General features: G+C 70.0%; 18 protein-coding genes and 1 pseudogene. 12 read left to right on the top strand and 7 right to left on the bottom strand.

Features of this window, described 5'->3' with window-relative positions:
• Positions 1–21: 21 nt before the first annotated feature.
• The 3 genes and pseudogenes from ABIA35_RS27610 to ABIA35_RS27600 all read left to right on the top strand — a co-directional run bounded on the left by ABIA35_RS27610 (position 22) and on the right by ABIA35_RS27600 (position 4,269).
• Positions 22–1,308, top strand: a pseudogene (locus ABIA35_RS27610) (low temperature requirement protein A).
• Positions 1,309–1,378: 70 nt separating this feature from the next.
• Entirely contained in the window at positions 1,379–1,546 is a 168-nt protein-coding gene (locus ABIA35_RS27605; RefSeq protein ID WP_370341618.1) for a hypothetical protein, read from the top strand.
• Positions 1,547–1,632: 86 nt separating this feature from the next.
• Positions 1,633–4,269 carry a lanthionine synthetase LanC family protein gene (locus ABIA35_RS27600; RefSeq protein WP_370359836.1) on the top strand — a complete coding sequence of 879 codons (2,637 nt, stop codon included), beginning with the start codon at positions 1,633–1,635 and terminating at the stop codon, positions 4,267–4,269.
• On the opposite strand, the gene ABIA35_RS27595 is transcribed toward ABIA35_RS27600, so the two are convergent.
• Positions 4,241–5,680 carry a restriction endonuclease gene (locus ABIA35_RS27595; RefSeq protein ID WP_370359835.1) on the bottom strand — a complete coding sequence of 480 codons (1,440 nt, stop codon included), beginning with the start codon at positions 5,678–5,680 and terminating at the stop codon, positions 4,241–4,243. The genes ABIA35_RS27600 and ABIA35_RS27595 overlap by 29 nt on opposite strands.
• Positions 5,681–5,791: 111 nt before the next feature.
• Here ABIA35_RS27595 and ABIA35_RS27590 point away from each other — a divergent pair, with 111 nt between their 5' ends.
• Complete coding sequence (locus tag ABIA35_RS27590) at positions 5,792–6,553, top strand: DeoR/GlpR family DNA-binding transcription regulator (RefSeq protein WP_370359834.1); 762 nt, start codon at positions 5,792–5,794, stop codon at positions 6,551–6,553.
• 1 nt (position 6,554) lies between these two features.
• On the opposite strand, the gene ABIA35_RS27585 is transcribed toward ABIA35_RS27590, so the two are convergent.
• The gene (locus tag ABIA35_RS27585) at positions 6,555–7,307 is read right to left on the bottom strand and encodes a DUF1266 domain-containing protein (RefSeq protein ID WP_370359833.1); all 753 of its coding nucleotides are present in this window, start codon (positions 7,305–7,307) and stop codon (positions 6,555–6,557) included.
• Between the two features lie 162 nt (positions 7,308–7,469).
• Positions 7,470–8,186, bottom strand: coding sequence for a Mut7-C RNAse domain-containing protein (locus tag ABIA35_RS27580; RefSeq protein WP_370359832.1), 717 nt, complete (start codon positions 8,184–8,186; stop codon positions 7,470–7,472).
• A gap of 214 nt (positions 8,187–8,400) precedes the next feature.
• On the opposite strand from ABIA35_RS27580, the gene ABIA35_RS27575 reads away from it, so the two are divergent.
• Entirely contained in the window at positions 8,401–8,616 is a 216-nt protein-coding gene (locus ABIA35_RS27575) for a dodecin (protein ID WP_370341608.1), read from the top strand.
• A gap of 165 nt (positions 8,617–8,781) precedes the next feature.
• Here ABIA35_RS27575 and ABIA35_RS27570 read toward each other — a convergent pair whose 3' ends face one another.
• Positions 8,782–9,735 carry a glycosidase gene (locus tag ABIA35_RS27570; protein WP_370341606.1) on the bottom strand — a complete coding sequence of 318 codons (954 nt, stop codon included), beginning with the start codon at positions 9,733–9,735 and terminating at the stop codon, positions 8,782–8,784.
• A gap of 198 nt (positions 9,736–9,933) precedes the next feature.
• Positions 9,934–11,385, bottom strand: a complete 1,452-nt coding sequence (locus ABIA35_RS27565) for an alpha/beta hydrolase (RefSeq protein WP_370341605.1) — start codon at positions 11,383–11,385, stop codon at positions 9,934–9,936.
• Positions 11,386–11,823: 438 nt separating this feature from the next.
• On the opposite strand from ABIA35_RS27565, the gene ABIA35_RS27560 reads away from it, so the two are divergent.
• The 7 genes from ABIA35_RS27560 to ABIA35_RS27530 all read left to right on the top strand — a co-directional run bounded on the left by ABIA35_RS27560 (position 11,824) and on the right by ABIA35_RS27530 (position 20,395).
• Positions 11,824–12,828 (top strand): LacI family DNA-binding transcriptional regulator, encoded by a 1,005-nt coding sequence (locus tag ABIA35_RS27560; RefSeq protein ID WP_370341603.1) that lies wholly within the window; start codon positions 11,824–11,826, stop codon positions 12,826–12,828.
• 108 nt (positions 12,829–12,936) lie between these two features.
• Positions 12,937–14,631, top strand: coding sequence for an ABC transporter substrate-binding protein (locus ABIA35_RS27555; RefSeq protein ID WP_370359831.1), 1,695 nt, complete (start codon positions 12,937–12,939; stop codon positions 14,629–14,631).
• 110 nt (positions 14,632–14,741) lie between these two features.
• A complete protein-coding gene (locus tag ABIA35_RS27550; RefSeq protein ID WP_370359830.1) occupies positions 14,742–15,959 on the top strand; it encodes an oligopeptide/dipeptide ABC transporter ATP-binding protein in 1,218 nt (405 codons plus the stop codon).
• Positions 15,956–16,927: an ABC transporter permease gene (locus ABIA35_RS27545; protein ID WP_370341598.1), complete on the top strand. Its 972-nt coding sequence runs from the start codon at positions 15,956–15,958 to the stop codon at positions 16,925–16,927. The genes ABIA35_RS27550 and ABIA35_RS27545 overlap by 4 nt, the downstream gene beginning before the upstream one ends.
• 132 nt (positions 16,928–17,059) lie before the next feature.
• Positions 17,060–17,983, top strand: coding sequence for an ABC transporter permease (locus ABIA35_RS27540; protein WP_370341597.1), 924 nt, complete (start codon positions 17,060–17,062; stop codon positions 17,981–17,983).
• Positions 17,980–18,966: an ABC transporter ATP-binding protein gene (locus ABIA35_RS27535; RefSeq protein ID WP_370341596.1), complete on the top strand. Its 987-nt coding sequence runs from the start codon at positions 17,980–17,982 to the stop codon at positions 18,964–18,966. Before ABIA35_RS27540 ends, ABIA35_RS27535 begins: the two co-directional genes overlap by 4 nt.
• 40 nt (positions 18,967–19,006) lie before the next feature.
• Complete coding sequence (locus ABIA35_RS27530) at positions 19,007–20,395, top strand: GH1 family beta-glucosidase (RefSeq protein WP_370359829.1); 1,389 nt, start codon at positions 19,007–19,009, stop codon at positions 20,393–20,395.
• Between the two features lie 518 nt (positions 20,396–20,913).
• On the opposite strand, the gene ABIA35_RS27525 is transcribed toward ABIA35_RS27530, so the two are convergent.
• Positions 20,914–22,169, bottom strand: a protein-coding gene (locus tag ABIA35_RS27525; protein ID WP_370359827.1) for an IS3 family transposase whose coding sequence is annotated in 2 segments (ribosomal slippage) — positions 20,914–21,824 and positions 21,824–22,169 — 1,257 coding nt in all. Because the reading frame shifts where the segments join, the coding sequence is not laid out codon by codon here.
• Between the two features lie 153 nt (positions 22,170–22,322).
• Positions 22,323–23,342 (bottom strand): transposase (locus ABIA35_RS27520; RefSeq protein ID WP_370359826.1); only part of this gene is annotated, 1,020 nt, incomplete at its 5' end.

Below are 23,342 nucleotides of genomic sequence, written 5' to 3'. Positions count from 1 at the left end.
GCCGCTCACTTGTTCTCCCCCATGGTTAGGGTGAGGGCCATGACCGCCACGCCGGCTCCCGTCGCGAGCGACCGCCCCGCCGCCGACGAGAAGGCCGCTCCGCGCCGGGTGAGCACGCTGGAGTTGTTCTTCGACCTGGTCTTCGTGTTCACCATTACTCAGCTGACCGTGCTGTTGGCCGACGACTTGTCCTTCGCGCAGGCCGGTCGGGTGCTGCTGATCTTCGCGGTGCTGTACTGGATGTACGGGGCCTACGCCTATCTGACCAACCAGGTGCCGCCGGAGAACCTGAAGCGCCGCGTCATCCTGATGGTCGGCATGTTCGGGTTCCTCACCTGTGCGCTGGCGATCCCGAAGGTCTTCAGTGTCGACGGGGTCGCCTTCGGTCTGGCCTTCCTGTTGGTGACCGGGGTTCACAGCGTCCTGTACGCGCTGATCCACCGCAAGTACGTGCTCAGCTTCGCCCTGCCGAACCTGGCCGCTGCCGGGTGCGTCACCGCCGCCGGGGCCGCGAAGGGCAACGCCTCGGACCTGCTGTGGCTGGCCGCGGTGCTGCTGCAGCAGCTTGCGCCGGTGGTCTCCGGCCGGGTCGTCGGCGAGTACGGGGACGGGCGCGCGTTGGTCACCGACACCGTCGGGGACCTGGATCCCGCGCACTTCGTCGAGCGGCACGGCCTGCTGCTGATCATCGTGTTCGGCGAGTCGGTGGTGGCCATCGGGGCCGGGGCCGCCGGGACCCGGCTGGACTGGGGCCTGGCCGCCGGGATCGCGCTCGCATTGGCTCTGGCCGTCACGCTGTGGTGGACCTACTTCGGGCACGACGAGTCCGCCGCCGAGCACGCGCTCGGCGCCGTCTCCGGGATCCGGCGCTTCCGGCTGGGGATGCGCGCCTACTACTACAGCTTCGCCCACCCGTCTCCCACCGCCGCCCGTTAAGGAGACGCTACGCGTCGCAGTTTCGATTCGATGCTGCTGGGCATCGCGATCCTGGCCGCCGGTCTGAAGAAGGCGATCGGCCATCTCGGCGACGCGCTGCCGGCCTCCGCCGCGGTCGCGCTCGCCGGCGGGGTCGCGGTCTACCTCCTGGGCGATCTGTGTTTCCGGCTGAGCCTGCGCATTTCTCCCATGTTCTTCAGGGCCCTCGGCGCGGCCGCCGTGCTCGCCACGATTCCGCTGGCAGGCGCTTCGGCGGCGGCGGAACTTCTGGGACTCACTCTTGTCATGGTTCTGATGCTGGTGGCGGAGGAGAACGCCCGGCGCCGTCAGCTGCCGGGCCCGACTTCACACGGAGAGTCGATCACCCATTGACGCCCGCGCCGAGGGCGGTTAGACAGGGCAGAGTCCGAGCATCGGACGCCTCTGCGAAGGAGTGCGAGGGATGAACGAACTGCTCGAGTTGGAGCCACGCGAGACCGATGCCGACGAGCTCGACGTGGACACCGCCTTCAGCGGGATCGCTGACGCCTCTCGGGACCACAGCCAGTGTCTGCACTGCTGTGGGGACGACGTCAGCCACTGGTTCTTCGCGACCAGCTTCCCCTGGTAGTCCCTGACCGATCAGCGCTGGGGGCGACCCGCGTCAGGACTGACGGCGACACGGCAACACAGCACCACGAAAGAAGGACGTTCGACATGAACGGCGGGTTGTCGCCTGAGGATGTGGAGCGGCTGATCCGAAAACACGCCGCCGAGGCCGGCGTCGAGATCGGGCTCAAGGAAGGAACCACCTGGCTGGGCGTCCGCCCGCCGGGCGCGCATGTGGTGGAACAAGGATGGAAGCTGCACGTCTCCAGCCGGACCGTCGCCCTGGCCGAGACCGCGGACGTGATCGTGCCGGCCCTGCTGGCCGAGGGTTGCGCCTTCAAGATGGCCGCCTCCACGGGGGTCCTGGCCTGGCTCAACGACGGCACCACCACGCCGTCCTCTATCGGTAAAGCGTTCACCGTGTACCCAGAACAAGACCGCGTACGCGACGTGGGGCTGATGCTCGCCCGCCTCTTACGCGGCCGGGCGGCGCCGCGCGTGCTCAGCGACCGCCGCGTGGCCGCCGACGCCCCGGTCTACTACCGCTACGGACCCATCGACAAGCCCTGGGGCGCCGACGCCCAGGGCAAGCTCGTGATGACCCTGACCGGTCCGGACGGCGAGGAGTTCCCGGCGCTGGCGACCCTGCGCTACCGCCAGCCGACCTGGGCCGTGGACCCGTTCACCGGCGAGCCGGGAGCCCGGGACTGGGAGCGCTCGCCGAGCCCCTCGACCCGGCTCGGGGACTACTACGAGATCGACTCCGGCATCGTGCACGCCGGCCGCGGCGACGTGATGCGCGCCGTGGACGTGCGCGACGGCGCCCGGGTCATCGTCAAGCAGTCGCGGGCCCTGGTCGACGAAGGAGAGGACGGCGTCGACACCCGCCTGCGCGTGCGCAACGAGCGCCGGGTGCTGGCCGTGCTGGAAGGCGTGGACGGCGTCGCCGGATACGTCGACCACTTCCGGGCCGGCACCGACGAGTTCCTGGTCACCCGCGACGTGGGCCGGTACAACCTCGCCGACGACGTCATGGAGAACGGCCGTTATGCCGCCGCCGCGGACCCCCACGCCGTCGCCGGCCGCACGCTGGAACAGCTCGCGCAGCAACTGGCCGCCATCATCCTGGCCGTGCACGAACGCGGCGTCCTGATACGCGATCTGAACCCGCGCAACGTGGTCGTCGCCCCGGACGGCAGCGCCAAGCTGATCGACCTGGGACTGGCCGGCCACAACGGGCTGTACCTGCCCGGCGGCACCTCCGGCTACTCCAGCGCCCGGCAGTTCCGGCACCAGGAACCGACCACCGGCGACGACCTGCACGCCCTGGGCGCCACGCTGTGCTACGCCTGGTCGGCCCTGCCGGCCGTGGTGATCAGCAGCGATATGGACGAGCCCCGGCGGATCGCCTTACGCATGATCCGGACGCGCTGCGGTGAAGCCCCGGGCGGAGTCCTGGGGCTGATCTGTGACCTGCTGGGCACCGACGACACCCGGGTCCAGGACGCGGCCCGGCGCATGGCCGCCGGCGACTTCTCCGCCGGCCGGCGCACCCGCACCGCCCTGGCGCCCTGCCCGCCGGTCACCGACGCCCTCATCGACGAGATCGCCGCGAACCTGCTGGCCGACCTCACGCATCAGGCCCGCAGAGTCCTGACCGAGGTGCCGCGCACCGAACAGGTCGGCGTGGACGGCTGCGTCTACCGGGGCGGCGCCGGCATCGGCCTGGAACTGCTGGAACACCTGGACACCCCGGGCGTCCCCGGCCTGGTCGCCGACCTGGTGCCGTTCAGCCGGCGCGGAGCCGGCGTGGTCCGCCTGGGACCGGGCCTGTGGACCGGACACACCGGACTCGACGTCTTCCGGCTCACCGCGGCACAGCGCCTGGCGCCCGGGGCCGTTTCGAGGGCGGACATCAACATCTGCGCGGTGGAGACCGTCAGCGCGGACTGGAAACCCGAATACTCCGACCTCATCAGCGGCGCCTCCGGCATCGGCCTCGGTCACCTGCTGCTGCACGACCTCGACGGGAGCCCGGAACACCTGGACATCGCCCGGCGCTGCGCAGAGCACGTCCTGGCCAACACCATGCCCGACGCCGAATCCCAGCCCGGCCTGCTCGGCGACTCCGCCGGCGTCGAACCCTCGACCGCGCGCGGCCACGGCCTGGCCGGCACCGTCGACGCGCTCGCCGTCATCGGCACCCGCCTGGCCGACGACACCATCCTGGCCGGCGCCGACGAACGCGCCCGCGAACTGCTGCGGCGGGCCGACCGCCTGTCCGCCCAGTCCGCCCGGCCCACCACCGCGCCGCTGGCCGCCTCCTGGTGCCAGGGCCTGGCCGGCATCGCCATCAGCCTGCTCACGGCCGGGGAGTACCTGAACGACTCCGCCTACACCGACGCCGCACGGCGCGCCGCGGACGCCTGCATCGCCCTCATCCCGCGCATGGACAAGGCGACCCAGTGCTGCGGCCTGTCCGGGATCGGCAACATGCTCATCGACCTCGCCACCCGCGACGGCGACGAGCGGTACTGGCAGGCTTCGCGCGCCGTCGTGGCGCAGCTGCTGGTGCGCAGCGCCGGACCGGCCGGCCACCCGGTCTTCGTGCGGGACACCCCCGGCGAGTACAGCGCGTCCTGGGCCTACGGCCTGGCCGGCATCCTGAGCTTCTTCCGGCGCCTCTCCCGCGGCGGCGGCCCGACGGCTCTGACGGTCAGCTCGTCGCTGTCCTGCGTCCGCTGACCACCGCGTCCACCCCCAGGTGCTCCTTGATCAGGGCCCTGAGGCGGGCGCCGTCGACCAGGGTGATCCGCCCGACCTCGGCGGCGAAGGCGTGGCTGGCCGGTCCGAAGGACGAGGTGGTGACGACCAGGCCGGTGTAGGCCTTGTGCTCCTGCATCGTGCCGTAGAGGGCGCGCACCGCCTCGACCGGCACGGTGTGGGTGTAACGCTTGGCCTGGATGACACAGACGCCGCCGATGGCGATGTCGTCGCGGACCGCCACCGCGTCGACACCGCCGTCGCGGCTGTCCGGGGTCTTCCAGGCTCGGAAACCCATGGCCAGGAACAGGTCCCGGATGAGGCGCTCGAAGTCGTAGGGGTCCATGGCGGTCAGGTCCAGGACAGTCGCCGCCCCGGCCTCGGTGGACGGACGGCGCTCCAGGCCGGGATCGACGAACGGGATCACCGACTGGAGGCCGAGGGGGTCGTCGGACAACAGAGCCCTGAGATGTGCCAGACAGCGCACCGGATCCAGGCTCGGCTCGTCCAGTGCGACCAGCTCGAAGGCATCGCGCTCCACCAGGAGGCTGACCAGACACGGCCGCACCGGCCGACCGGTCGCCGGATCGGTGGCGCGCACGTGGCCGTTGACGGCGATGACCTCGACGGCCTCCGGCGCGGTGATCGCGGCGGCATAGTCGGCGACACACAAGGCCAGGCGCGCCACGGCGTCCCGGTAGACGCGCTGCGTCTCCGCCTCACGCCTCGGTATCGCGACAACGGCTTCTTGCGCCGCGACGTAGCGGAACGCCTTATCGGACGGGACGCCTTCCGGACGCGGCAGATCGACCGCGACGGTCAGCCGCCGCGCGTCGGGGGAGTAGGCCACCTCCGGATGCGCACGCCTGAGGAACGCGCGCTCGGCGAGGATCTGCGAGACACAGTCGGCGAAACCGTCCGCACCGCCGCTTTCAAGAGCCGCGCCGGTGTCCGCACGCAGCGGCTCCAAGCCACGGTCACGACCCGTCAGGACGCCGCCGATCGCCGCGACCCGCCGCTCGATCTCCCGGGTGCGCTCGGCCGCCTCGTCCTTGAGCCGCTGCACAGCCCGCGCCTTCTCATCGCGGGCGGCATCGCGCTCACGAACCAGGGCCTGGCGTGCTTCGGCCTGCTGGCGCAGCGTCTCCCGCTTCTCCAACTCCCGAAGCACCTGCTGCACCTGGCGCGCGTCGGAAGCCTGCTGCCGCTTGGCCGACTCCTCCGCGGCCCGCTGGGCTTGCCGCGCGGCAGCCTCCTCCCGACGCGCCGCAGCCCGTTTCTCCTTCTCCTGCGCCGCCCGAGCGGCCTTCTCCAATGCCGCCTTGTGCGCCGCTCTGCGCTGCTGCGCCTCGAAGAGCTGTTGCGCGACACCCTTCGGCTTCGACCCCGCCACGAAGTCTTCCTCCCCGTCTTCCTCCCCGCTGAAGAACCCTCGATCACCAGTCTGCCCGCGCAAGCCCTCTACAATTACGGCGATCGGCGCGGCGACATCAGGGGTGGAGACATGTACGCGGAAGAGCGTCAGCAGGCCATCCTGGCGAAGGCCCGGGCCGCCGGGCGGGTCGACGTGGTCGGACTGGCCGAGGACCTGTCGGTCACCACCGAGACCATCCGGCGTGACCTGACCGTGCTGGAACGCGCCGGGGTCGTCCGGCGCGTGCACGGCGGCGCGATCCCCGTCGAGCGCCTCGGGTTCGAGCCCGGCGTCGCGGCCCGGGACGCGGTGATGACCGGCGAGAAGGAGCGGATCGCCAAGGCCGCCCTGGCGGAGCTGCCGCAGGAGGGCTCGATCATCATCGACGCCGGCACCACCACCGGCCGCCTGATCGAGATCCTGCCGGTGGACCGCGAGCTGACCGTCGTGGTGAACGCCCCGGCCTTCGCCGCGCAGCTGGCCACCCGCCCCAATCTCACGGTCCTGATGCTCGGCGGCCGCATCCGGGGCCGGACCATGGCGGCGGTCGACGACTGGGCGCTGGCCCCGCTGTCCCAGCTGTGCGTGGACGTGGCCTTCATGGCGACCAACGGGGTCTCGCTGGCGCGCGGCCTGACCACCCCCGACATCACCGAGGCCGCGGTGAAGCGCGCGATGATCGGCGCCGCCCGGCGCACCGTGCTGCTGGCCGACCACGGCAAGGTCGGCAACGACTGCATGGCCCGCTTCGGGGGTCTGGGCGACGTCGACCTGTTCATCACCGACTCGGGCCTGGACGAGGAGACCGCCGGCGAGTTCGGGGGCGCCGGGGTGCGAGTGGTGCGCGCCTGACCTACCAGGGCTGCCGCTGCCAAGGACTGTCCGCCTTGCCCAGCAACGACTTCCCGGCGCTTGTGTACCTCCGGTGGTCGGTGCTGATCTCCTGCGCGTCGAACCCGGCATTGCTCTGCCAGAAGACCTGCCCGGCCAGGAATCCCAGCTGGAACTCCTCCCAGGACGGATACTCCGGCCGCACCATCCGCACCGCCGCGTCGATCGCCGCCCACGCCTCCTCAGGCGGCAGGTACCCTGCGTCCACGATGAACCGGCTCACGTGCACCACCCGCGCTGCGTCCCACGCGGCGATGCCGCCGATGATCCGCCGCGGGCGGTACCACTGCATCATCGCCCGAAGCGGCCACGCCGACTGGAAGTAGGTCAACGCCAGATCCGGGCGCTCGCCGCGCTGCATCGCGATCGCCGGGATCTCCCGCGCCGCCTGCTCGACCCGGGCCCGCTCCTCGGCCCGGCTCAGGTCCCAGCCGGCGTTCAGGTAGCCGCGCACGCACGCGTAGACGGCGCGGTGGCCGCCGCCGTCCAGCAGGAAGCGGTAGGTGGCGCGGGCCGACTGCGGGTCGTGGACGTCCCAGGACTGCTCGAGGATCTTGGCCGCGACGTGCGGCTCGGCGGCGGCGGTCAGGGCGTTGATCGGCAGGTCGTCGCCGGCCGCGTACACGGCGCCCAGTGCCAGGCCGCGTTCCTGGTGCGGGGTCAGCGCCGGCGCGTCGGGCAGCACCTTGAAGCCGAAGTCGACGATGCTCTTCAATCTGCCCAAGATGCCCACGGTTGTTCCCCTCGCCATTCCCGGATGGACACGGGACCCTAACCCGGGGCGAAGAAGGGGCACACCGGTAGAACTACCCGCAGACCACTGCGCGATCGGGTATTTCTACCGGTGCCGTGCTGCGCTCAGTGCCCTCTGCCGGCTTCACCGGTGGCGCGTCGCCTGCTCCACGATCGCGTCCAGGCTGGCCGAGTGGGCGCCGCGCCAGTAGGCGTGGCCGCAGGACTCGCATTCGGCGAACGCGTCGTAGGACTTGGCGGTGCCGCTCTCCAGCCGGTCCTGCATCTCTTCCTTGGTGACCGGCCGCAGCACGCCGTTGCACGCGGTGCAGCGCGTCCACGGCGCCAGCTCGGGCTGGAAACGGTCCAGGATCTCGTCGAGCTGGACCGCGGGCTTGTGGCTGTAGACGTAGGCCCCGGCGAACAGCTCGCGCCGGTGCAGCAGCCCGCGATCGCGCGAGAGCATCACGCGCTGCTCTTGCGCGGAACGCGTCGCCAACGCCGCGTCGCCGATGTCAGGGGTCTCATACGCGGCGTCGATGCCGAGCACGCGCAGGCGGCGCGCGAGCGTCCCGAGGTGGATGTCCAGCAGGAAGCGCAGCGGCCCCGGGACACGCTGCGGATAGGCGAGCTTGCGGACCTCGATGTGCTCACCGGTCACCGGCACATGCCCGGCCGCCGCCGGACGCCCGTCCACCAGCAACTCGCCGACCTCGACCAACGGAACGCCGAGCGCCTCCACGACGTGCCCGAGACTGGACGTGGCATCGGTCTCCACGGCCGCCCCGGCCCGCCGGTTCGCCGCCGCGAGGAAGATGTGCAACCCGGCATCGAAGGTGATGGTGATATCCGCTTTCGCCACGGCCCCAGCATGCCAGCGCACGTGATCTCCCGACCACCGCTTTCCCGCGGCCCCCGCCGATCACCCGATCGGCCGCCACCCCCGAGCCTTCCCGGATGCGCCCCCGACCCCGCGGCACCAGCCTGGACCGCAGAACCATCCTGGACCGCAGAACCACCCTGGACCACAGAAGCAGTCTGGACGCAGAACCAGCCGCCGACCCGGGAGACACACCATGAGCGAGCACACCTACCGCGTCACCGAGATCGTCGGCTCCTCCCACGAGGGCATCGACGCCGCCATCCGCAACGCCATCAAGCGCGCCGGCACCACCTTGCACAAGCTGGACTGGTTCGAGGTGACCCAGATCCGCGGCCACCTGAAGGACGGCGAGGTGGCGCACTTCCAGGTCGGGCTGAAGGTCGGCTTCCAGATCGACGAGGCCGGGTGAGCCGAACCAGGCCGAACCAAGCCGAACCAAGCCGAACCAGGCCGAACCAAGCCGAACCAAGCCGAACCAGGCCGAACCCGCGATCGAGCTGAGCTGCCGCCCAAGCTGAGCTGCCGCCCGAGCTCGAGCCGGGCATTCCCGCCCGGCCCGAGCTCGTCCCTCAGCTCACCCTGACTGCCACAGGTGGTCCAACAACTCCCCCAACTGCGCCCTGGCCAGCGCCACCACCGAATCCCCGGCCCCGTAGTACAGCCGCAGCTCGCCGCTGGCCTTGTCGTGCACCAGCCCCGTCGGGAACACCACGTTCGGCACGTCCCCGCGCGTCTCGTACTCCGCGGCCGGGCCCATCACCCACGCCGGGGAGCGCCTGATGACCCGGGCCGGGTTGTCCAGGTCGAACAGGACCAGGCCCACCCGGTACAGCGGGCCGGCCGGCATCTGCTTCACGCCGTGGTAGATGCCCAGCCAGCCGTGCTCGGTTTCGATCGGGGCCGGGCCCAGGCCGATGCGCGCCGCGTCCCACCAGGGCCCTTCGCGGCTGGCCATCACCGGTTCCGGGGCTGTCCAGTGGTGCAGGTCGGAGGAGCGGGACAGCCAGACGTTGCCCCGGTTGCCGTCCCGGGAGCTGACCGGGCGGTGGTACAGGATGAAGTCGCCGTTCACGCGGCGGGGCAGCAGGGCCGCGTCCTTGTCGTCCGGCGGCATCACCGCCCCGAGTTTCTCCACCGACTGGAAGTCCTCGGTGGTGGCCAGGGCGACGCAGGGCCCTGATGGGCCGTACGCCGTGTACGCGATCACGTACTTTCCCAGCTCCGGTACCCAGGTCACCCGGCAGTCCTCCACGCCCCACATCGACGTGTGGTCGCCCGGGTCCTCGGCCAGCAGCGGCTTGGGCTCCACCCGCCAGCCGTGCACGCCGTCGGGCGAGCGGGCGACCGTCAGGTGGGAGATGCCGCGCTGGTCCTCGACCCGGCACAGCAGCACGGTCTCGCCGCCGTGGGTGGCGGCGCCCGGGTTGAACACCGTGTTCACCCGGTAGGGCCAGTCCTCGGCGGTCAGAATCGGATTGGCGGGCTCCCGTGTGAACAGGTCCCGGATGGCGTCGTCTTTAGTGGGCAAGGCCGCTTCCCCTCGTCGTGAAATGGCGTCGTCCTTGTCGTCCTTGTCGTCCCCATTGTCGCGGTCCAGGCGGTTCGTACGCCACAAAAGCGTGGTCCCGGCGCGGCGTGAGCCGAACCGGGACCTCGCTTCGTCGGGGAGGCCCTCTCTCCCCGAAGCTTTTATGAACTTTGTGAGCCGAGCCCCGTCAAAGAGCCTTCACTCGCCCCCGAACATCGGGTACGTCCACGACGGGTCCGGCTTCACCGGCGGCGGCGAGGTCACCTGGTTGTAGTGGCCGGTGGCGATCTGGCCGAAGTTCGCCATGGCCGGCGAGGACGGGTCGAAGTAGTAGTCGTGCGCGGCCACCAGGCCGCTGGGGCCGACGCCGCCGTTGAAGACGTGCGCGCCGAAGGCCGGGGTCACCGGATCGGTGTCGTGGAAGCCCTCGGCCCAGACGATCGGGTCGTTGTCGTCGCGGGTGGCCCACACGTGCGCGGCGCCGCCGGGGACGTGCATCGCCGCGGCGTTGTCGACGTCGATGCCGGGGCTGGCCGCCAGCACCACGTCGTCGGCGCGCAGGCCGCCGGGGGCCTGGGTGGCCTCGCCGACCACCGTGGTGCCGTAGCTGTGGCCGATCACCGTGGTGTGCAGCGGGTCGCTCGGGTCGTGGGTGGCGTAAAGGCCCTGCTGGAAGCTGTCCAGGACCGGGCCGCCGGCCTTGGCCGGGGCGTCGAACAGCGCGGCCGGCACCGATCCGGGGGCGTTGTAGTTCATCCACGCGACCGCCGACGTGGACTGCGTCGGGTCGGCGGTGTGCGCGGAGTTGACGATGGTGTCGGCGGCGGTCGTGTACTGGTCCACGTGGCCCGCCGACAGGTCGGTGCTCACGCCGGGGACCACGGTCACCACGTTGTCGGAGGTGTCCGGGTTGCCGCTGGCCACGATCGCGTGGCCGATGCCGTTGGTGTCGACGCCCAGCAGGTACTTCTGCGGCGCGCCGTTGGTCCCGCCGTTGTCGAGCACCTTCTGCAGTTCGTTCATCCCGTCGAGCTTGGTCTGCAGGGCGCCGATCTGGCTCGACTGCGCCGCGGCCGCCATCGGGTAGTCGTCGTACGGCGAGGTCGGGGTGTTCTTCAGGTCGGTGATCTGCTGCTGGGTCTGGGTCTGCAGGTTCGACAGGACCGTGCGGTTCGCGCCGTCGCGCACCGTGTCGGGCACCCCGTCCATGGCCCCGATCTTCGCCGGGTCACTGGCCACCAGTGCCGCCTGCTGGTCGCTGCTCAGCCCGCTCCACCACTTGTTGACGTCGGCGGGGCTGGTCCCGGCGGTCGGTGTCGAGGGCAGCGTCCCGCCCAGGCCCAGGCTCGCGAAGCTGTCCGAGACCATCGTGTCCAGCGAGGAGTAGTCGCTGGCGCAGGTCTGCAGCGCGCCGTTGAGCGTGCCGAACAGGTTCATGCCCGATGACAGGGAGCTGATGAGGTTGTCGTGCAGCTCCCCGTTGACCGAGCCGACCACCGACCCGATCTGGCCGAAGGCCTCGCCCTGCAGGACCAGCGACCCCAGCTCGCCCAGCGCACTGGTACCGGTGCCGAACAGGCCCCCCAGGTCCGAAGTGACCGTGCTCATCAGCGGCAGGTCGACGCTGAAGGCACCTGCTGTGTCGGCCACGCTGTCTCCTCGTCCCGATTCCGGTCGTGTCCGGCACAGCATGGCCGGTGCCGCGAGGGCGGTGCGAGGGGAGAAGTACCCACTGCGGGGCGATCGGCGTGATCGCCCACGCCCTGAGATTTCCAGAACGTTACCCCGCCGTTATTGCCCAGCCGCCCCGCCGGGTGTTGACTGCTCCCCGGAACCGGTTTCGGAACCGGTGCCGTAAGCGGTCGCGAGACCGGTTCCGGTACCGCCCCGGCCGATCTCGTTCCTGGCACCAACGCATCAGGCACCTCTGCTACAGCGCACTCGAATACAGATTCAGCGCACCGAAGCACAGTCACAGGGCACCGAAGCACAGCCACAGCGCACCAAGGCCGTTCCAAAGCCGCACCAAAGCCGCACCAAAGCACTGACACTTCCTGTCGGTACAAAGCCATCCGAAAGGCGCCGTTCATGCCGATCACCATCGCCGACGTCGCGGCCCGGGCCGGGGTCAGCAAGACCACGGTCTCCCGCGTGCTCAACGGCAAGGGCGAGCTCGACGCCTCCACCGTGGCGCGGGTGCGGCACGTCATCGACGAGCTCGGATACGTGCCCAGCGCGCGGGCCGTCTCCCTGGCGCGCGGGCGCACCGGCGTCATCGGGATGCTGGTCCCCTCGCTCACCTGGCCGTGGATCGGCGAGGTGATCCAGGGCGCGGTGGACGTGGTGGAGAGCGGCGAGCTCGGGGTCATGCTGTTCACCTGCAACCAGGGCGACGAGTCGATGCGGCGCTTCGCCAGCCAGGTCAACGCCAAGGCCTTCGACGGACTGCTGGTCATCGAGCCCGAGGGGACCCTGGACTACATCACCGAGCTGCACACCGGGGGACTGCCGGTGGTGCTCATCGACGACCGGGAGAGCCGGCCGCAGTTCGCCTCCGTCGCGACCACCAACCGCGCCGGAGGGCGGCAGGCCGCCAAACACCTGCTGGAGATCGGCCGCCGCCATCCGGTGGTCGTCACCGGCAAGCCGGGTTTCGGCTGCGTTTCCGAACGGCTCGAGGGCTTCGCCGAGGTCTTCGAGGAGGCCGGGCATCCGCTGCCGGCCGAAGCCGTGCTGGAGGGCGACTTCAGCATCGCCTCGGGTCACGCCGCTGTGGCGCGGGCCTTGGCTGACGGGGTCCGGTTCGACTCCGTGTTCGCGCACAACGACCTCTCCGCTGCGGGCGCCTTGCAGGCGCTGAGAGAGGCCGGAAAGGCAATACCGGGGGACGTCGCCGTCGTCGGGTTCGACGACGTCGAGTTCACCGCGTTGACCGAGCCGCCGCTGACCACGGTCCGCCAGCCCCTGCGCGAGCTGGGGGCCACCGCGGCCCGGCTGCTGACGGCCCACCTCGGGGGCTCGCCCCTGCCGGCCGAACCGGTCGTCATCCCGACCGACTTCGTGGTCCGGAGCTCCACCGCACCACAGGACTAGATCCCATTCCGATCCACCGGGCACGGGCCTGAAGCAGGCCGCGCCGCGATACCGCACACCCCCGCACAGGGTGCGCGGCAATGGATCCCCGCACTTGGAGGAGAAGCAATGACCCTCGCGACATCCGGCACCGCAGCCCGGCGTCCGCTCGCCGCACTGCTGGCGGCGGGCCTGGCCCTCACCCTGGCCGCGGGCTGCGGCAGCGGCAAGAGCGGCGGCGCGTCCGCCGGCAGCGGCAAGACGGTGCTGAACGTCGGCATGCCCGACGGCGCGACCCTGCCCGCCAACAACAACCCCTACCTGGACTCCTCGTTCGCCAAGAAGCTCGGCTACACCTGGCTGATCTGGGAGCCGCTGGCCATGCAGGACGAGGCCAAGCCGGACCAGGACCCGGCGCCGTGGCTGGCCACCAAGTGGCAGTGGGCTCCGGACTACAGCAGCGTGACCCTGACCGTCCGCGACGGTGTGAAGTGGTCCGACGGCAGTGCCCTGACCCCCGACGACGTCGCCTACTCCTTCCAGATCATGAAGGACCACAAGGACGTCAACTACTACTCGCTGCCCATCACCAACGTGGCGACCAGCGGCGACCAGGTCACCGTCTCCTTCAGCGGCTCGCAGTACGTGAACCGCACGAAGATCCTGTCCACCCAGGTGATCAACAAGAAGCAGTGGTCGGCGATGGCCGACCCGTCCAAGGACACGGTCGCCAACCCGGTCGGCACCGGCCCCTACACCATCAAGACCACGACGCCCTCGACGGTCACCGTCGCGGCGCGCGGTGACTACTGGGGCTCGGCGCCGAAGGTGAAGACGATCAACTTCACCACCTACAGCTCCAACGACACCATGGGCGCGGCGCTGACCTCCGGCGCGGCCGAGTGGAGCTACTACTTCATGTCGGACGCCAAGAGCACCTTCGTGGCCAAGGACCAGGCGCACTACAAGCTCTACTTCCCGGCCCAGCTCTCGGCCGACGGCCTGTGGTTCAACACCACCAAGAAGCCGTGGGACAACCCGCACCTGCGCCGCGCGATCAGCATGGTGATCAACCGCGCCGACATCTTCAACCAGGGTGAGGCCGGCTACTTCAAGCCGGAGATCTCCAACATCACCGGCATCCCGACGCCGCAGGGCGAGCCGTACATCGCCGACCAGTACAAGAACGTCACGCCGACCACCGGCGTGGACGCGGCGAAGAAGGAGCTCACCGACAACGGCTTCACCTATCAGGGCAGCACCCTGATGGACCCGACCGGCAAGCCGGTGACGCTGACGATGACCGACCCGGCGGACTGGAACGACTACCAGACCGACCTGGAGATCATCAAGGACAACCTGGCGACCATCGGCATCAACGCCACGGTCGACAAGGCCAACGACGACGCCTGGTTCGACAACATCGCCAAGGGCAACTTCGACGCGGCGCTGCACTGGACCAACTCCGGCACCACGCCGTACGACATGTACGACCAGATCATGGACTCCTCCGGCCTGGAGCCGATCGGCACCGCGGCCACCGGGGACTTCGGCCGGTACCAGAACCCCGCCGCGGACGCCGCGCTGAAGGCGTACTCCAACGCCACCGACGACGCCAGCCGCAAGACGGCGATGGACAACCTGGAGCAGCTGTTCGTCCAGGAGATGCCGATGATCCCGACCTCGGCCGGCAACCTCGGCGCGGAGTACTCCACGAAGAACTGGAGCGGCTGGCCCACCGCGGACAACGCCTACGAGGCCCCGCAGCCGACCCGCTGGGGCATGGAGGACATCGTCCTGCACCTGACCCCGTCCTCCTCCTGACCGGTAGCGAACCACCACAGCCACAGTGAACAAGGCCGGGCGGCGGCGTTGAGGGGCGCTGCCGCCCGGCCCATGGAAGGAAGAGCCAAGCCCGTGGAAGGAATGCACTGATGACGGCGCTTGACCACGAGGTGGTCCTGGAAGCCGAGGCGCTGACCAAGCACTTCCCGGTGCGGGCCCGCGGCCGGGCGGCCCTGTCGCGCGTGCCGCGGGTCGTGCACGCCGTGGACGACGTCACCCTGAGCCTGCGCCGCGGCCGGGTCACCGCGCTGGTCGGCGAGTCCGGCTCGGGCAAGTCGACCGTCGCCCGGCTGCTGGCGCAGCTCTACCCGCGCACCGGCGGCGACATCCGCATCGGCGGGGTCTCCACCGCGGTGAAGGGCGGACGGCAGTTCAAGGCCTACGCCCGCCGGGTGCAGCTGATCTTCCAGGACCCGTTCGCGTCGCTGAACCCGGTGCACACCGTGCGCCACCACCTGACCCGCGCACTGAAGATCCACGGCCGCTACACCGGCGAGGAGTCGCTGGTCGAGCTGCTGGGCCGGGTGCAGCTGACGCCGGCCAACCTGTACCTGGACAAGTACCCGCACGAACTGTCCGGCGGCCAGCGCCAGCGCGTCTCCATAGCCCGGGCGCTCGCGGCCGACCCGGAGGCGCTGCTGGCCGACGAGCCGGTCTCGATGCTCGACGTGTCGATCCGCCTGGGCGTGCTGAACCTGCTGGCCGACCTGAAGTCGCGCCTGGACCTGGCAGTGCTCTACATCACCCACGACATCGCCTCGGCGCGCTACTTCGCCGACGAGACGCTGGTGATGTACGCCGGCCGCATGGTCGAGGGCGGCGACTCCGAGACCGTGACGCAGAACCCCGCGCACCCGTACACGCACCTGCTGATCCACTCGGCGCCGGACCCCGAACGCGTCCGCGGCGGACCGGTGCTCGACGACGAGGACACCGGCGAGCCGCCGAGCCTGATCGACCCGCCGGCCGGCTGCCGGTTCCACCCGCGCTGCCCGAAGGCGATGGAAGTGTGCCGGTCCAAGGTGCCGGAGCGGACGCTGGTCGGCGACGCGCCGGACCACTGGGTCGCCTGCTGGCTGTTCGAGGACGGGCAGGGCGAGGGCGCGAAGACCGCCGAGGTCGCGGGCGCCGAAAACGCATCCGGGATCGAGCTTGCGAGCGCGACTGAGCCCGTGACTGAGTCCGAGCCCGAGCCCGCGACCGAGCCGGCAACCGAGCCCGAGTCCGAGCCCGCGACCGCGCTCGTGTCCGCCCCCGCCACCGAACCCGATCCCGAAGCGCCCGACCTGGAAGGAGCCGAGCCGTGAAGTTCTTCGCCCGCCGCCTCGGCTTCTACCTGTTCACCCTCTGGGCCGCCATCACCATCAACTTCTTCATCCCGCGCATGATCCCCGGCAACGCCGTGGACTCGCTGATCGAGCAGCGCCGCGGCGAGGTCGACAGCAAGGCCGTGGAGTCCCTGAACATCCTGTTCGGCCTGGACAAGCACCAGAGCCTGGCCTCCCAGTACTGGCACTACCTGGTCCAGCTCTCGCACGGCGACCTGGGCATCAGCTTCGGCAACTTCCCCGAGCCGGTGACCTCGGTCCTGAGCTCGGCGCTGCCCTGGACGCTCGGGCTGATCGGCACCACCACGATCCTGGCGTTCCTGATCGGCACCGGCCTCGGCGTGCTCGCCGGCTGGAAGCGCGGCACGTGGGTGGACGGCCTGCTGCCGGCGACCTCGTTCCTGTCATCGATCCCGTACTTCTGGCTCGGCCTGATCACCGTGGCCTGGCTCGCCGGCCCCCTGGGGCTGCCCACGTCCGGCGGCTACACGGTCGGCAACACGCCGGGCTGGTCCATCGCCGGCGACATCCTCAACCACATGATCCTGCCCGCCCTGACGATCATCGTCACCTCGGTCGGCGGCTGGCTGCTGTCGATGCGGAACATGATGGTCACGGTCACCGCCGAGGACTACATCACGGTGGCGCACGCCAAGGGCCTGTCCGGGACGCGCGTGATGACCAAGTACGCGGCCCGCAACGCGCTGCTGCCCTCGGTCTCCGGCTTCGGCATGGCCCTGGGCCTGGTGGTCGGCGGCACGTTCCTGGTGGAGCAGGTGTTCTCGCTGCCGGGCGTCGGCCTGCAGCTGATCAACGCCATCTCAGGGCACGACTACCCGCTGATCCAGGGTGTCTTCCTCGTCGTGACGGTCGCGGTGCTGGCCGCGAACTTCCTGGCCGACCTCGCCTACATGGTGCTCGACCCGCGTACGCGAAAGGAGGGGTGACCAATGAATCAGCGACGCGAAGCGTCTCCTCAACGGGCGGTGGTGGGTGACGGGAGGGCGAGTCAGCCAGTCGTGGTGTCCGCGCAGCCGGCGGCGGCGGCGAAGGCCGGGAGGCCGAGGTTCCGCTTCCGTATGCCGAGCGCCAAGGTCTCGATCGGCCTGGGCATGCTGCTCGTGTTCACCTTCGTCGCGTTCTTCGGCGCCTCGTTGGCTCCCTTCGATCCTTCGAAGCGCAGCAACGACATCCTGCAGAGCCCGTCGGCCAAGCACCTGTTCGGCACCACCCACCTGGGCCAGGACATCTTCAGCCAGATCCTGGTCGGTACCCGCTCGGTGATGTTCGTCGGCTTCTTCGCCGGCTTCCTGGCCACGGCGATCGCCGTGCTCGTGGGCGTCACCTCCGGCTACCTGGTCGGGTTCTGGGGCGACTCGGTGTCCACGCTGTCCAACGTCTTCATCGTGATCCCGGCGCTGCCGCTGATCGTGATCGTCACCAACGTCATCCCGAACTCCGGGGACTGGGCGATCGCGCTGGTCATCGGCTGCACCTCCTGGGCCTGGGGCGCACGGCTGCTCAGAGCCCAGACGCTGTCGCTGCGCAACCGCGACTTCGTGCAGGCCGCGAAGGCCAACGGCGAGTCCACCTGGCGCATCGTGGTGGCCGAGATCCTGCCCAACCTCACCGCGATCATCGCCTCCTCGTTCATCGGCACCGTGATGTTCGCCGTGATGACCGAGATCGCGCTGGCCTACGTCGGCGTCTCCGGCATCTCCGAATGGAACTGGGGCGAGGTGCTCTTCTGGGCGCAGGGCCAGCAGGCGCTGGCGATCGGCGCGTGGTGGTGGTTCGTGCCGGCCGGGCTGTGCATCGCCCTGCTGGGCACGGCGCTGGCACTGGTCAACTTCGGGATCGACGAGATCGTCAACCCGCGGCTGCGCGGCGGGGCCAAGGCCGTGGTCCGCACCGCCGACGGCCGCAAGGCCCGGATGCGGATCGGTTTCACCCCGGTGCTCTCGCCGCGGACGGACAGTGGAGAAGGGGGCGGCGGCCGATGAGCCCGGTCCTGGAGATCAAGGGACTGTCGATCGACTACGGAGTCGGCGAGCAGTCGGTGCGCGCGGTCAACACCGTGGACCTGACGCTCAACCGCGGCGAGGTCCTGGGCCTGGCCGGGGAGTCCGGCTCCGGCAAGTCGACCCTGGCCTACGGCGCCACCCGGCTGCTGCCGCCGCCGGGGGTGGTGGCCGGGGGGTCGGTGCTCTACCACCCGGAGCAAGGCGACCCGGTCGACCTGCTGCGGATGACGGACAACGAGCTGCGCGCGTTCCGCTGGAGCGAGCTGTCGATCGTCTTCCAGGGCGCGATGAACTCGCTGAACCCGGTGGCCAGCGTGGCCGCGCAGCTCACCGACGTCATCGCCGAGCACCGGCCGAAGTCCACCAAGCTCGAACGGATCACGCGCGCCGCCGAGCTGCTGACCCTGGTCGGCATCGCCAAGGACCGGCTGGACAGCTACCCGCACCAGCTCTCCGGCGGTATGCGCCAGCGCGTGATGATCGCGATGGCGCTGGCCCTGGAGCCGCGGGTGGTCATCATGGACGAGCCGACCACCGCGCTGGACGTGGTGATGCAGCGGCAGATCATGCGGCAGCTGTCCAAGCTCAAGGAGCAGCTGGGCTTCTCCGTCATCTTCATCACGCACGACCTGTCGCTGCTGGTGGAGTTCAGCGACCGCATCGCCATCATGTACGGCGGCCGAATCGTCGAGCAGGCCCCGGCCATGGAGCTCTACGACAAGTCCCTGCACCCCTACAGCGACGGTCTTCTGCATTCCTTCCCCGCCCTGCGCGGCCCGCGCCGGGAGCTGGCCGGCATCCCCGGCTCGCCCCCGGACCTGCGGGCCATGCCGGCCGGCTGCGCGTTCCAGCCGCGCTGCCCGAAAGCCTTCGACCCCTGCGGCGCCTCGCCGCCGCCGCTGGTCCGGCCGGTCACCGATCCGGAACGGTCCGTGGCCTGCTACTTGCACCCTTCTGCGTGAGCTGACTTAGTCAGTTTGTTAAGGATCATTGAGGAGAACCATGTCTTTGGAGCTTCCCCGCGACTTCCGGTGGGGCGTCGCGACCTCGGCGTACCAGATCGAGGGGGCGGTGAATGAGGACGGCAGGACCGCGTCGATCTGGGACACCTTCTGCCGCGTTCCGGGCGCGATCGACAACGGCGAGGACGGCGACGTCGCCTGCGACCACTACCACCGGATGCCGGAGGACGTGGGGCTGATCAAGTCGCTCGGCGTCGACACCTACCGCTTCTCGGTCTCCTGGCCGCGCGTGCAGCCCGGGGGACAGGGACCTGCGAACCCCGCCGGCCTGGCCTTCTACGACCGGCTGGTGGACGAGCTGCTGGGCGCCGGGATCACTCCGTGGCTCACGCTGTACCACTGGGACCTGCCGCAGGAGCTGGAGGACGCCGGCGGCTGGCCGAACCGCGACACCGCCTTCCGCTTCGCCGACTACGCCGAGCTGGTCTACGAGCGCCTCGGCGACCGCGTCGAGCACTGGACGACCCTGAACGAGGCGTGGTGCTCGGCGTGGCTGGGCTACGTCGAGGGCGTGCACGCCCCGGGCCGCAAGGACTTCGCCGACGGCATCGCGGCGATCCACCACCTGCTGCTCGGCCACGGCCTGGCCACCCGCCGGCTGCGCGCCGCGGCGGCTGCCGCCGACCGCCCGATCGACCTGGCGATCACCCACATCCTGGGCAACTCGGTCCCGGCCTCGGCCGACCCGGTGGACGTCGAGGCCGCGCGCCGCGGCGACGCCCTGCACTTCCGGATGTACACGGACCCGCTGTTCAAGGGCACCTACCCGCAGGACCTGCTCGCCGACCTGGAAGCGGTCGACGTCGCCATCCCGATCGAGGAGGGCGACCTGGAGATCATGGCCGCGCCCCTGGACACCTTCGGCGTGAACTACTACCGCTCGATGAAGACCACCGGCTACGCCGAGGACGGCTCCACCACCGACGCCGCCGGCCGCCCGGTGACCCGCACCGTCGACTTCGGCGACAAGCCGAAGACCTACATCGACTGGGAGGTCATGCCGGAGGACTTCGCCGACCTCCTGGTCCGCATCAGCCAGGACTACCCCGGCATCCCGCTGGTCATCACCGAGAACGGCGCGGCCTACAACGACGTCCCCGACGACGACGGCTTCGTCGACGACCAGGACCGCACCGAGTACATAGCCACCCACCTGGCCGCCGTGGCCCAGGCCCGCCAGCGCGGCGCGGACATCCGCGGCTACTTCGCCTGGTCCCTGATGGACAACTTCGAGTGGGCCTACGGCTACGACAAGCGCTTCGGCATCGTCCGCTGCGACTACGAAACCCAGGCCCGCACCCCCAAGCGCAGCGCCCTGTGGCTGCGCGACACGATCGCCCGCGCTCGGAGCCCTCGCGGCGACGACTGACGCGGGACGCGCCTGGAGCCGATCGCAGCCGGCTGCGGGTGCTGGGGCGGGGACCGTGTGCGCCGGTTCCCGCCTCTTTTTCTTTTTTGGCGCTTCTGGCTTGTTCGCTGGTGGCGCCGTTCGGGTGAGCGGCGCGGGTCGCGCTGGCGGCCGGCGGTTGTGGCTGGGCAAGGGGGCGCGTGGGTCCGAGTCACTGCGCATGCGTTGGGGCGGCGGCCGTCTGCCGCGTTTGGTGGGTGCCTGAAGTCAAGGTCAAGGGCAGGGCCTCCGGCGGGCCTCTACAGCGGGGGGGGTGGGGCTGCGGGCCTGCTGTTTGCCGTCGGTCCGGGAGTGGTCGCCCTGCTTTTCGTACGTGGTGCGCTGCGTTGCCTGCTGGCGGTGCTGCTTGTGGTCGCCAGTGTTCCGGGTCCCCCGCCGCGTCGTCGCCTGACGGAAGCAGGCCGGTCCGGTGGTGTAAAGCCGGATCGCACGCTGCTGTGGGGCCTTCCCCCGTGAAGGTGGACACATTTTTCATGGGGTTATGCAGCTAATGCGAGTGTATATGAGTGTTCGTAGGCGATGGGGCTGAGTTGGCCGTTGGCGGAGTGTCGTCGGCGTGAGTTGTATCGCATGAGCCAGTCGGCGACTTCGGCGCGGGCCTGGTCTGCGGTGTCCCATCGGCTGCGGCGCTGCAGGGTCTCGCGTTTGAGGCTGGCGTGGAACGATTCGCAGGCGGCGTTGTCGGCGGAGGTGCCGATGGCGCCCATGGAGCGGGTGACACCCAGCGTTTGGCACAGCTGGGCGTAGTGGGCTGATCCGTATTGCGCGCCGTGGTCGGAGTGGAAGATCACGCCGTCGAGGCTGCCGCGCAGTGCCGCGGCGCCTTTGAGCGCATCCTCGACCAGGTCGGTGCGCATGTGCTCGGCGATCGACCAGCCGGCAACGCGGCGGCTGTGACAGTCGATCACCGAGGCCAGGTAGAGGAACTGCCCGTCGCCGTAGGGCAGGTAGGTGATGTCGCCCATGTACTTGGTGTTCGGCGCGTCCGCGGTGAAGTCCCGGTTGAACAGGTCAGGGATCTTCGATGCCTCCGGGTCCGGGATCGTGGTGGTGGCCCGCCGGCGCAGCCGCAGCCCCACGATGCCGAAGGCGCGCATCACCCGCGCGACCTTCTTCTCGTTGATCACCATGCCGTGCTGCTCACGCAGTTCAGCGGTGATCCGCGGGGAGCCCCAAGTCCCCGACCATTCCTGGTGAATACCCCTGATCGTCTCGGCCAAGGCGGCGTCCGCCGCGGCCCGCGCGACGCGGCCGGCCCGGCCGAGACGCCACTTGTAGAAGGAGGATCGTGGCACGTTCAGCACGTGGCACAGCCGCTTGATGCTCCAGGCATCCGAGTGGTCCTCGATGAACTGGCAGCGGCCTACCAGATCATCTCTTGTGCGAAAAACTGGGCTGCCGCACGAAGGATGTCACGCTCGGTCGCGAGCTTCCGGTTCTCCTTGCGGGCCTGTGCCAGCTCGCGCTGCAACGCCGCCAACTGCGCCTGCAACTGGTCAGGGCCGGGGTCAGTAGTACTGTCGTCCACGGTCTTCCGGTCGGTACTGGCCGTGCTGGTCACACGGCCGTCGATGTCCGCAAGGTCGACCCCGGCGGCTCCGTTCACCCACTGATGGAGCAACTGCCGGGAGATCCCCAGCTCACGGGCCACACTGCCGAGAGTATGAGCTGGATCCGACCAGTACAGCGCCACCACATCCGCACGGAACTCCGGCGAATAGTGCTTGAACACCATAGACGATCACCCTTCCAAGGCCCCATCCAGGGCCGATCAAGGTGTGTCCACCACCCGGGGGGAAGCCCCGGGGTTGCGAAACGCTCGGCTTGACACCACCGGCCCGGCCCAATGCCGCGTAGTTAAGGTTTGGTAGGGCTCTGTCAAGGCTGGTTATGTGATGGTGTAGGTGGCTGGGGCGGTTTTGGTGAAGTGGCCGTGGCTTGCCCATTCGGAGAGTTGGACGCAGAAGCTGTTGTGGCGTTCGGTGATGCCCAGGGCGTGGGCTATGTGTCGGGCGGGCCAGGCGCGGTCGGGGTTGGCGGCCAGGAAGGCTTTCACTTGGTCGCGGCGGGTGGTGCGGTGCGGGTTCGGCTGGTCGGCGGCCTGTGGCAGGGTCGGCGGTGGTGGTGGCTGGTGGATGGCGATGGCGATGGCGGTGATCGGGGTGCTGGCCGCCGGTCGCCATTCGCCTGGTGGCAGGGAGGCGTAGCGGGAGCGGCCGGATTTGACTTTGCGGGCGCAGGTCCGCGGGCGGCGCGGCGGGTTCAGCTCGGCCAGTACCGCGGCTCCGATCTCTCCGACCAGGTCCAGGCGTCCGTCGGCACCGGTGGTGGGCTTGATTCCGGCGGCCAGGATGATCTGGTCGCGGGCGGCTTGGACGGCGCAGGTGAAGCTGGCCCGGTCCGGGTCGGCCTGTTTGACGGTGTCGGTGGCGTTCACCATCGCGGTGCGCAGCAGCTGGTAGAGGCACAGCAGTGCCCACATCTCCTGCTCGATGCCGACGGGGTCCATCGAGCGCAGGTTCCGGCCGCCCAGCAGGCCCTGACGCAGTCCGTGCAGCGCCACCTCCACCTCCCAGCGTTCGTGGTAGAGCCCGACCAGCACCGCAGCGGGGTCGGTGCGGGCATCGGTCAGCGTGGTGAGCAGAAGGTAGCGCTCGGCATGGCGGGTGCCGTCGGCCAAGGTCACGACCACATCCACGTCGATGACGCGCACCTGGAGCGCGCCCAGCCGGGACAGGAAGGAGCCGTCAGGCAGCCGGGCCAGCACCGGCGGGTTGCGGGCGGCGGTGGCACGAATGAGGAACTGCGCGCCGGTGCCGGCCACCTCGGCGGCGAAGTCATCGGCGTCGAATCCCCGATCGGCCAGCAGCAGCATCCGCGCATCCAGCAGCGGCAGCAGCCTTCGGGC

Origin of the sequence: Catenulispora sp. MAP12-49, assembly GCF_041262705.1 — a bacterium.
GTDB lineage: Bacteria > Actinomycetota > Actinomycetes > Streptomycetales > Catenulisporaceae > Catenulispora.
Note: the sequence above shows the minus strand (reverse complement) of the source record. Positions and strands in the feature narration are given on the sequence as shown.

Bases quoted from the DNA above. Each gene is read 5' to 3' on its own strand.
- ABIA35_RS27535 (WP_370341596.1), top strand. From the start codon at position 17,980: ATGAGCCCGGTCCTGGAGATCAAGGGACTGTCGATCGACTACGGAGTC.
- ABIA35_RS27555 (WP_370359831.1), top strand. From the start codon at position 12,937: ATGACCCTCGCGACATCCGGCACCGCAGCCCGGCGTCCGCTCGCCGCA.
- ABIA35_RS27540 (WP_370341597.1), top strand. From the start codon at position 17,060: ATGCCGAGCGCCAAGGTCTCGATCGGCCTGGGCATGCTGCTCGTGTTC.
- ABIA35_RS27560 (WP_370341603.1), top strand. From the start codon at position 11,824: ATGCCGATCACCATCGCCGACGTCGCGGCCCGGGCCGGGGTCAGCAAG.
- ABIA35_RS27600 (WP_370359836.1), top strand. From the start codon at position 1,633: ATGAACGGCGGGTTGTCGCCTGAGGATGTGGAGCGGCTGATCCGAAAA.
- ABIA35_RS27550 (WP_370359830.1), top strand. From the start codon at position 14,742: ATGACGGCGCTTGACCACGAGGTGGTCCTGGAAGCCGAGGCGCTGACC.
- ABIA35_RS27530 (WP_370359829.1), top strand. From the start codon at position 19,007: ATGTCTTTGGAGCTTCCCCGCGACTTCCGGTGGGGCGTCGCGACCTCG.
- ABIA35_RS27575 (WP_370341608.1), top strand. From the start codon at position 8,401: ATGAGCGAGCACACCTACCGCGTCACCGAGATCGTCGGCTCCTCCCAC.
- ABIA35_RS27590 (WP_370359834.1), top strand. From the start codon at position 5,792: ATGTACGCGGAAGAGCGTCAGCAGGCCATCCTGGCGAAGGCCCGGGCC.
- ABIA35_RS27605 (WP_370341618.1), top strand. From the start codon at position 1,379: ATGAACGAACTGCTCGAGTTGGAGCCACGCGAGACCGATGCCGACGAG.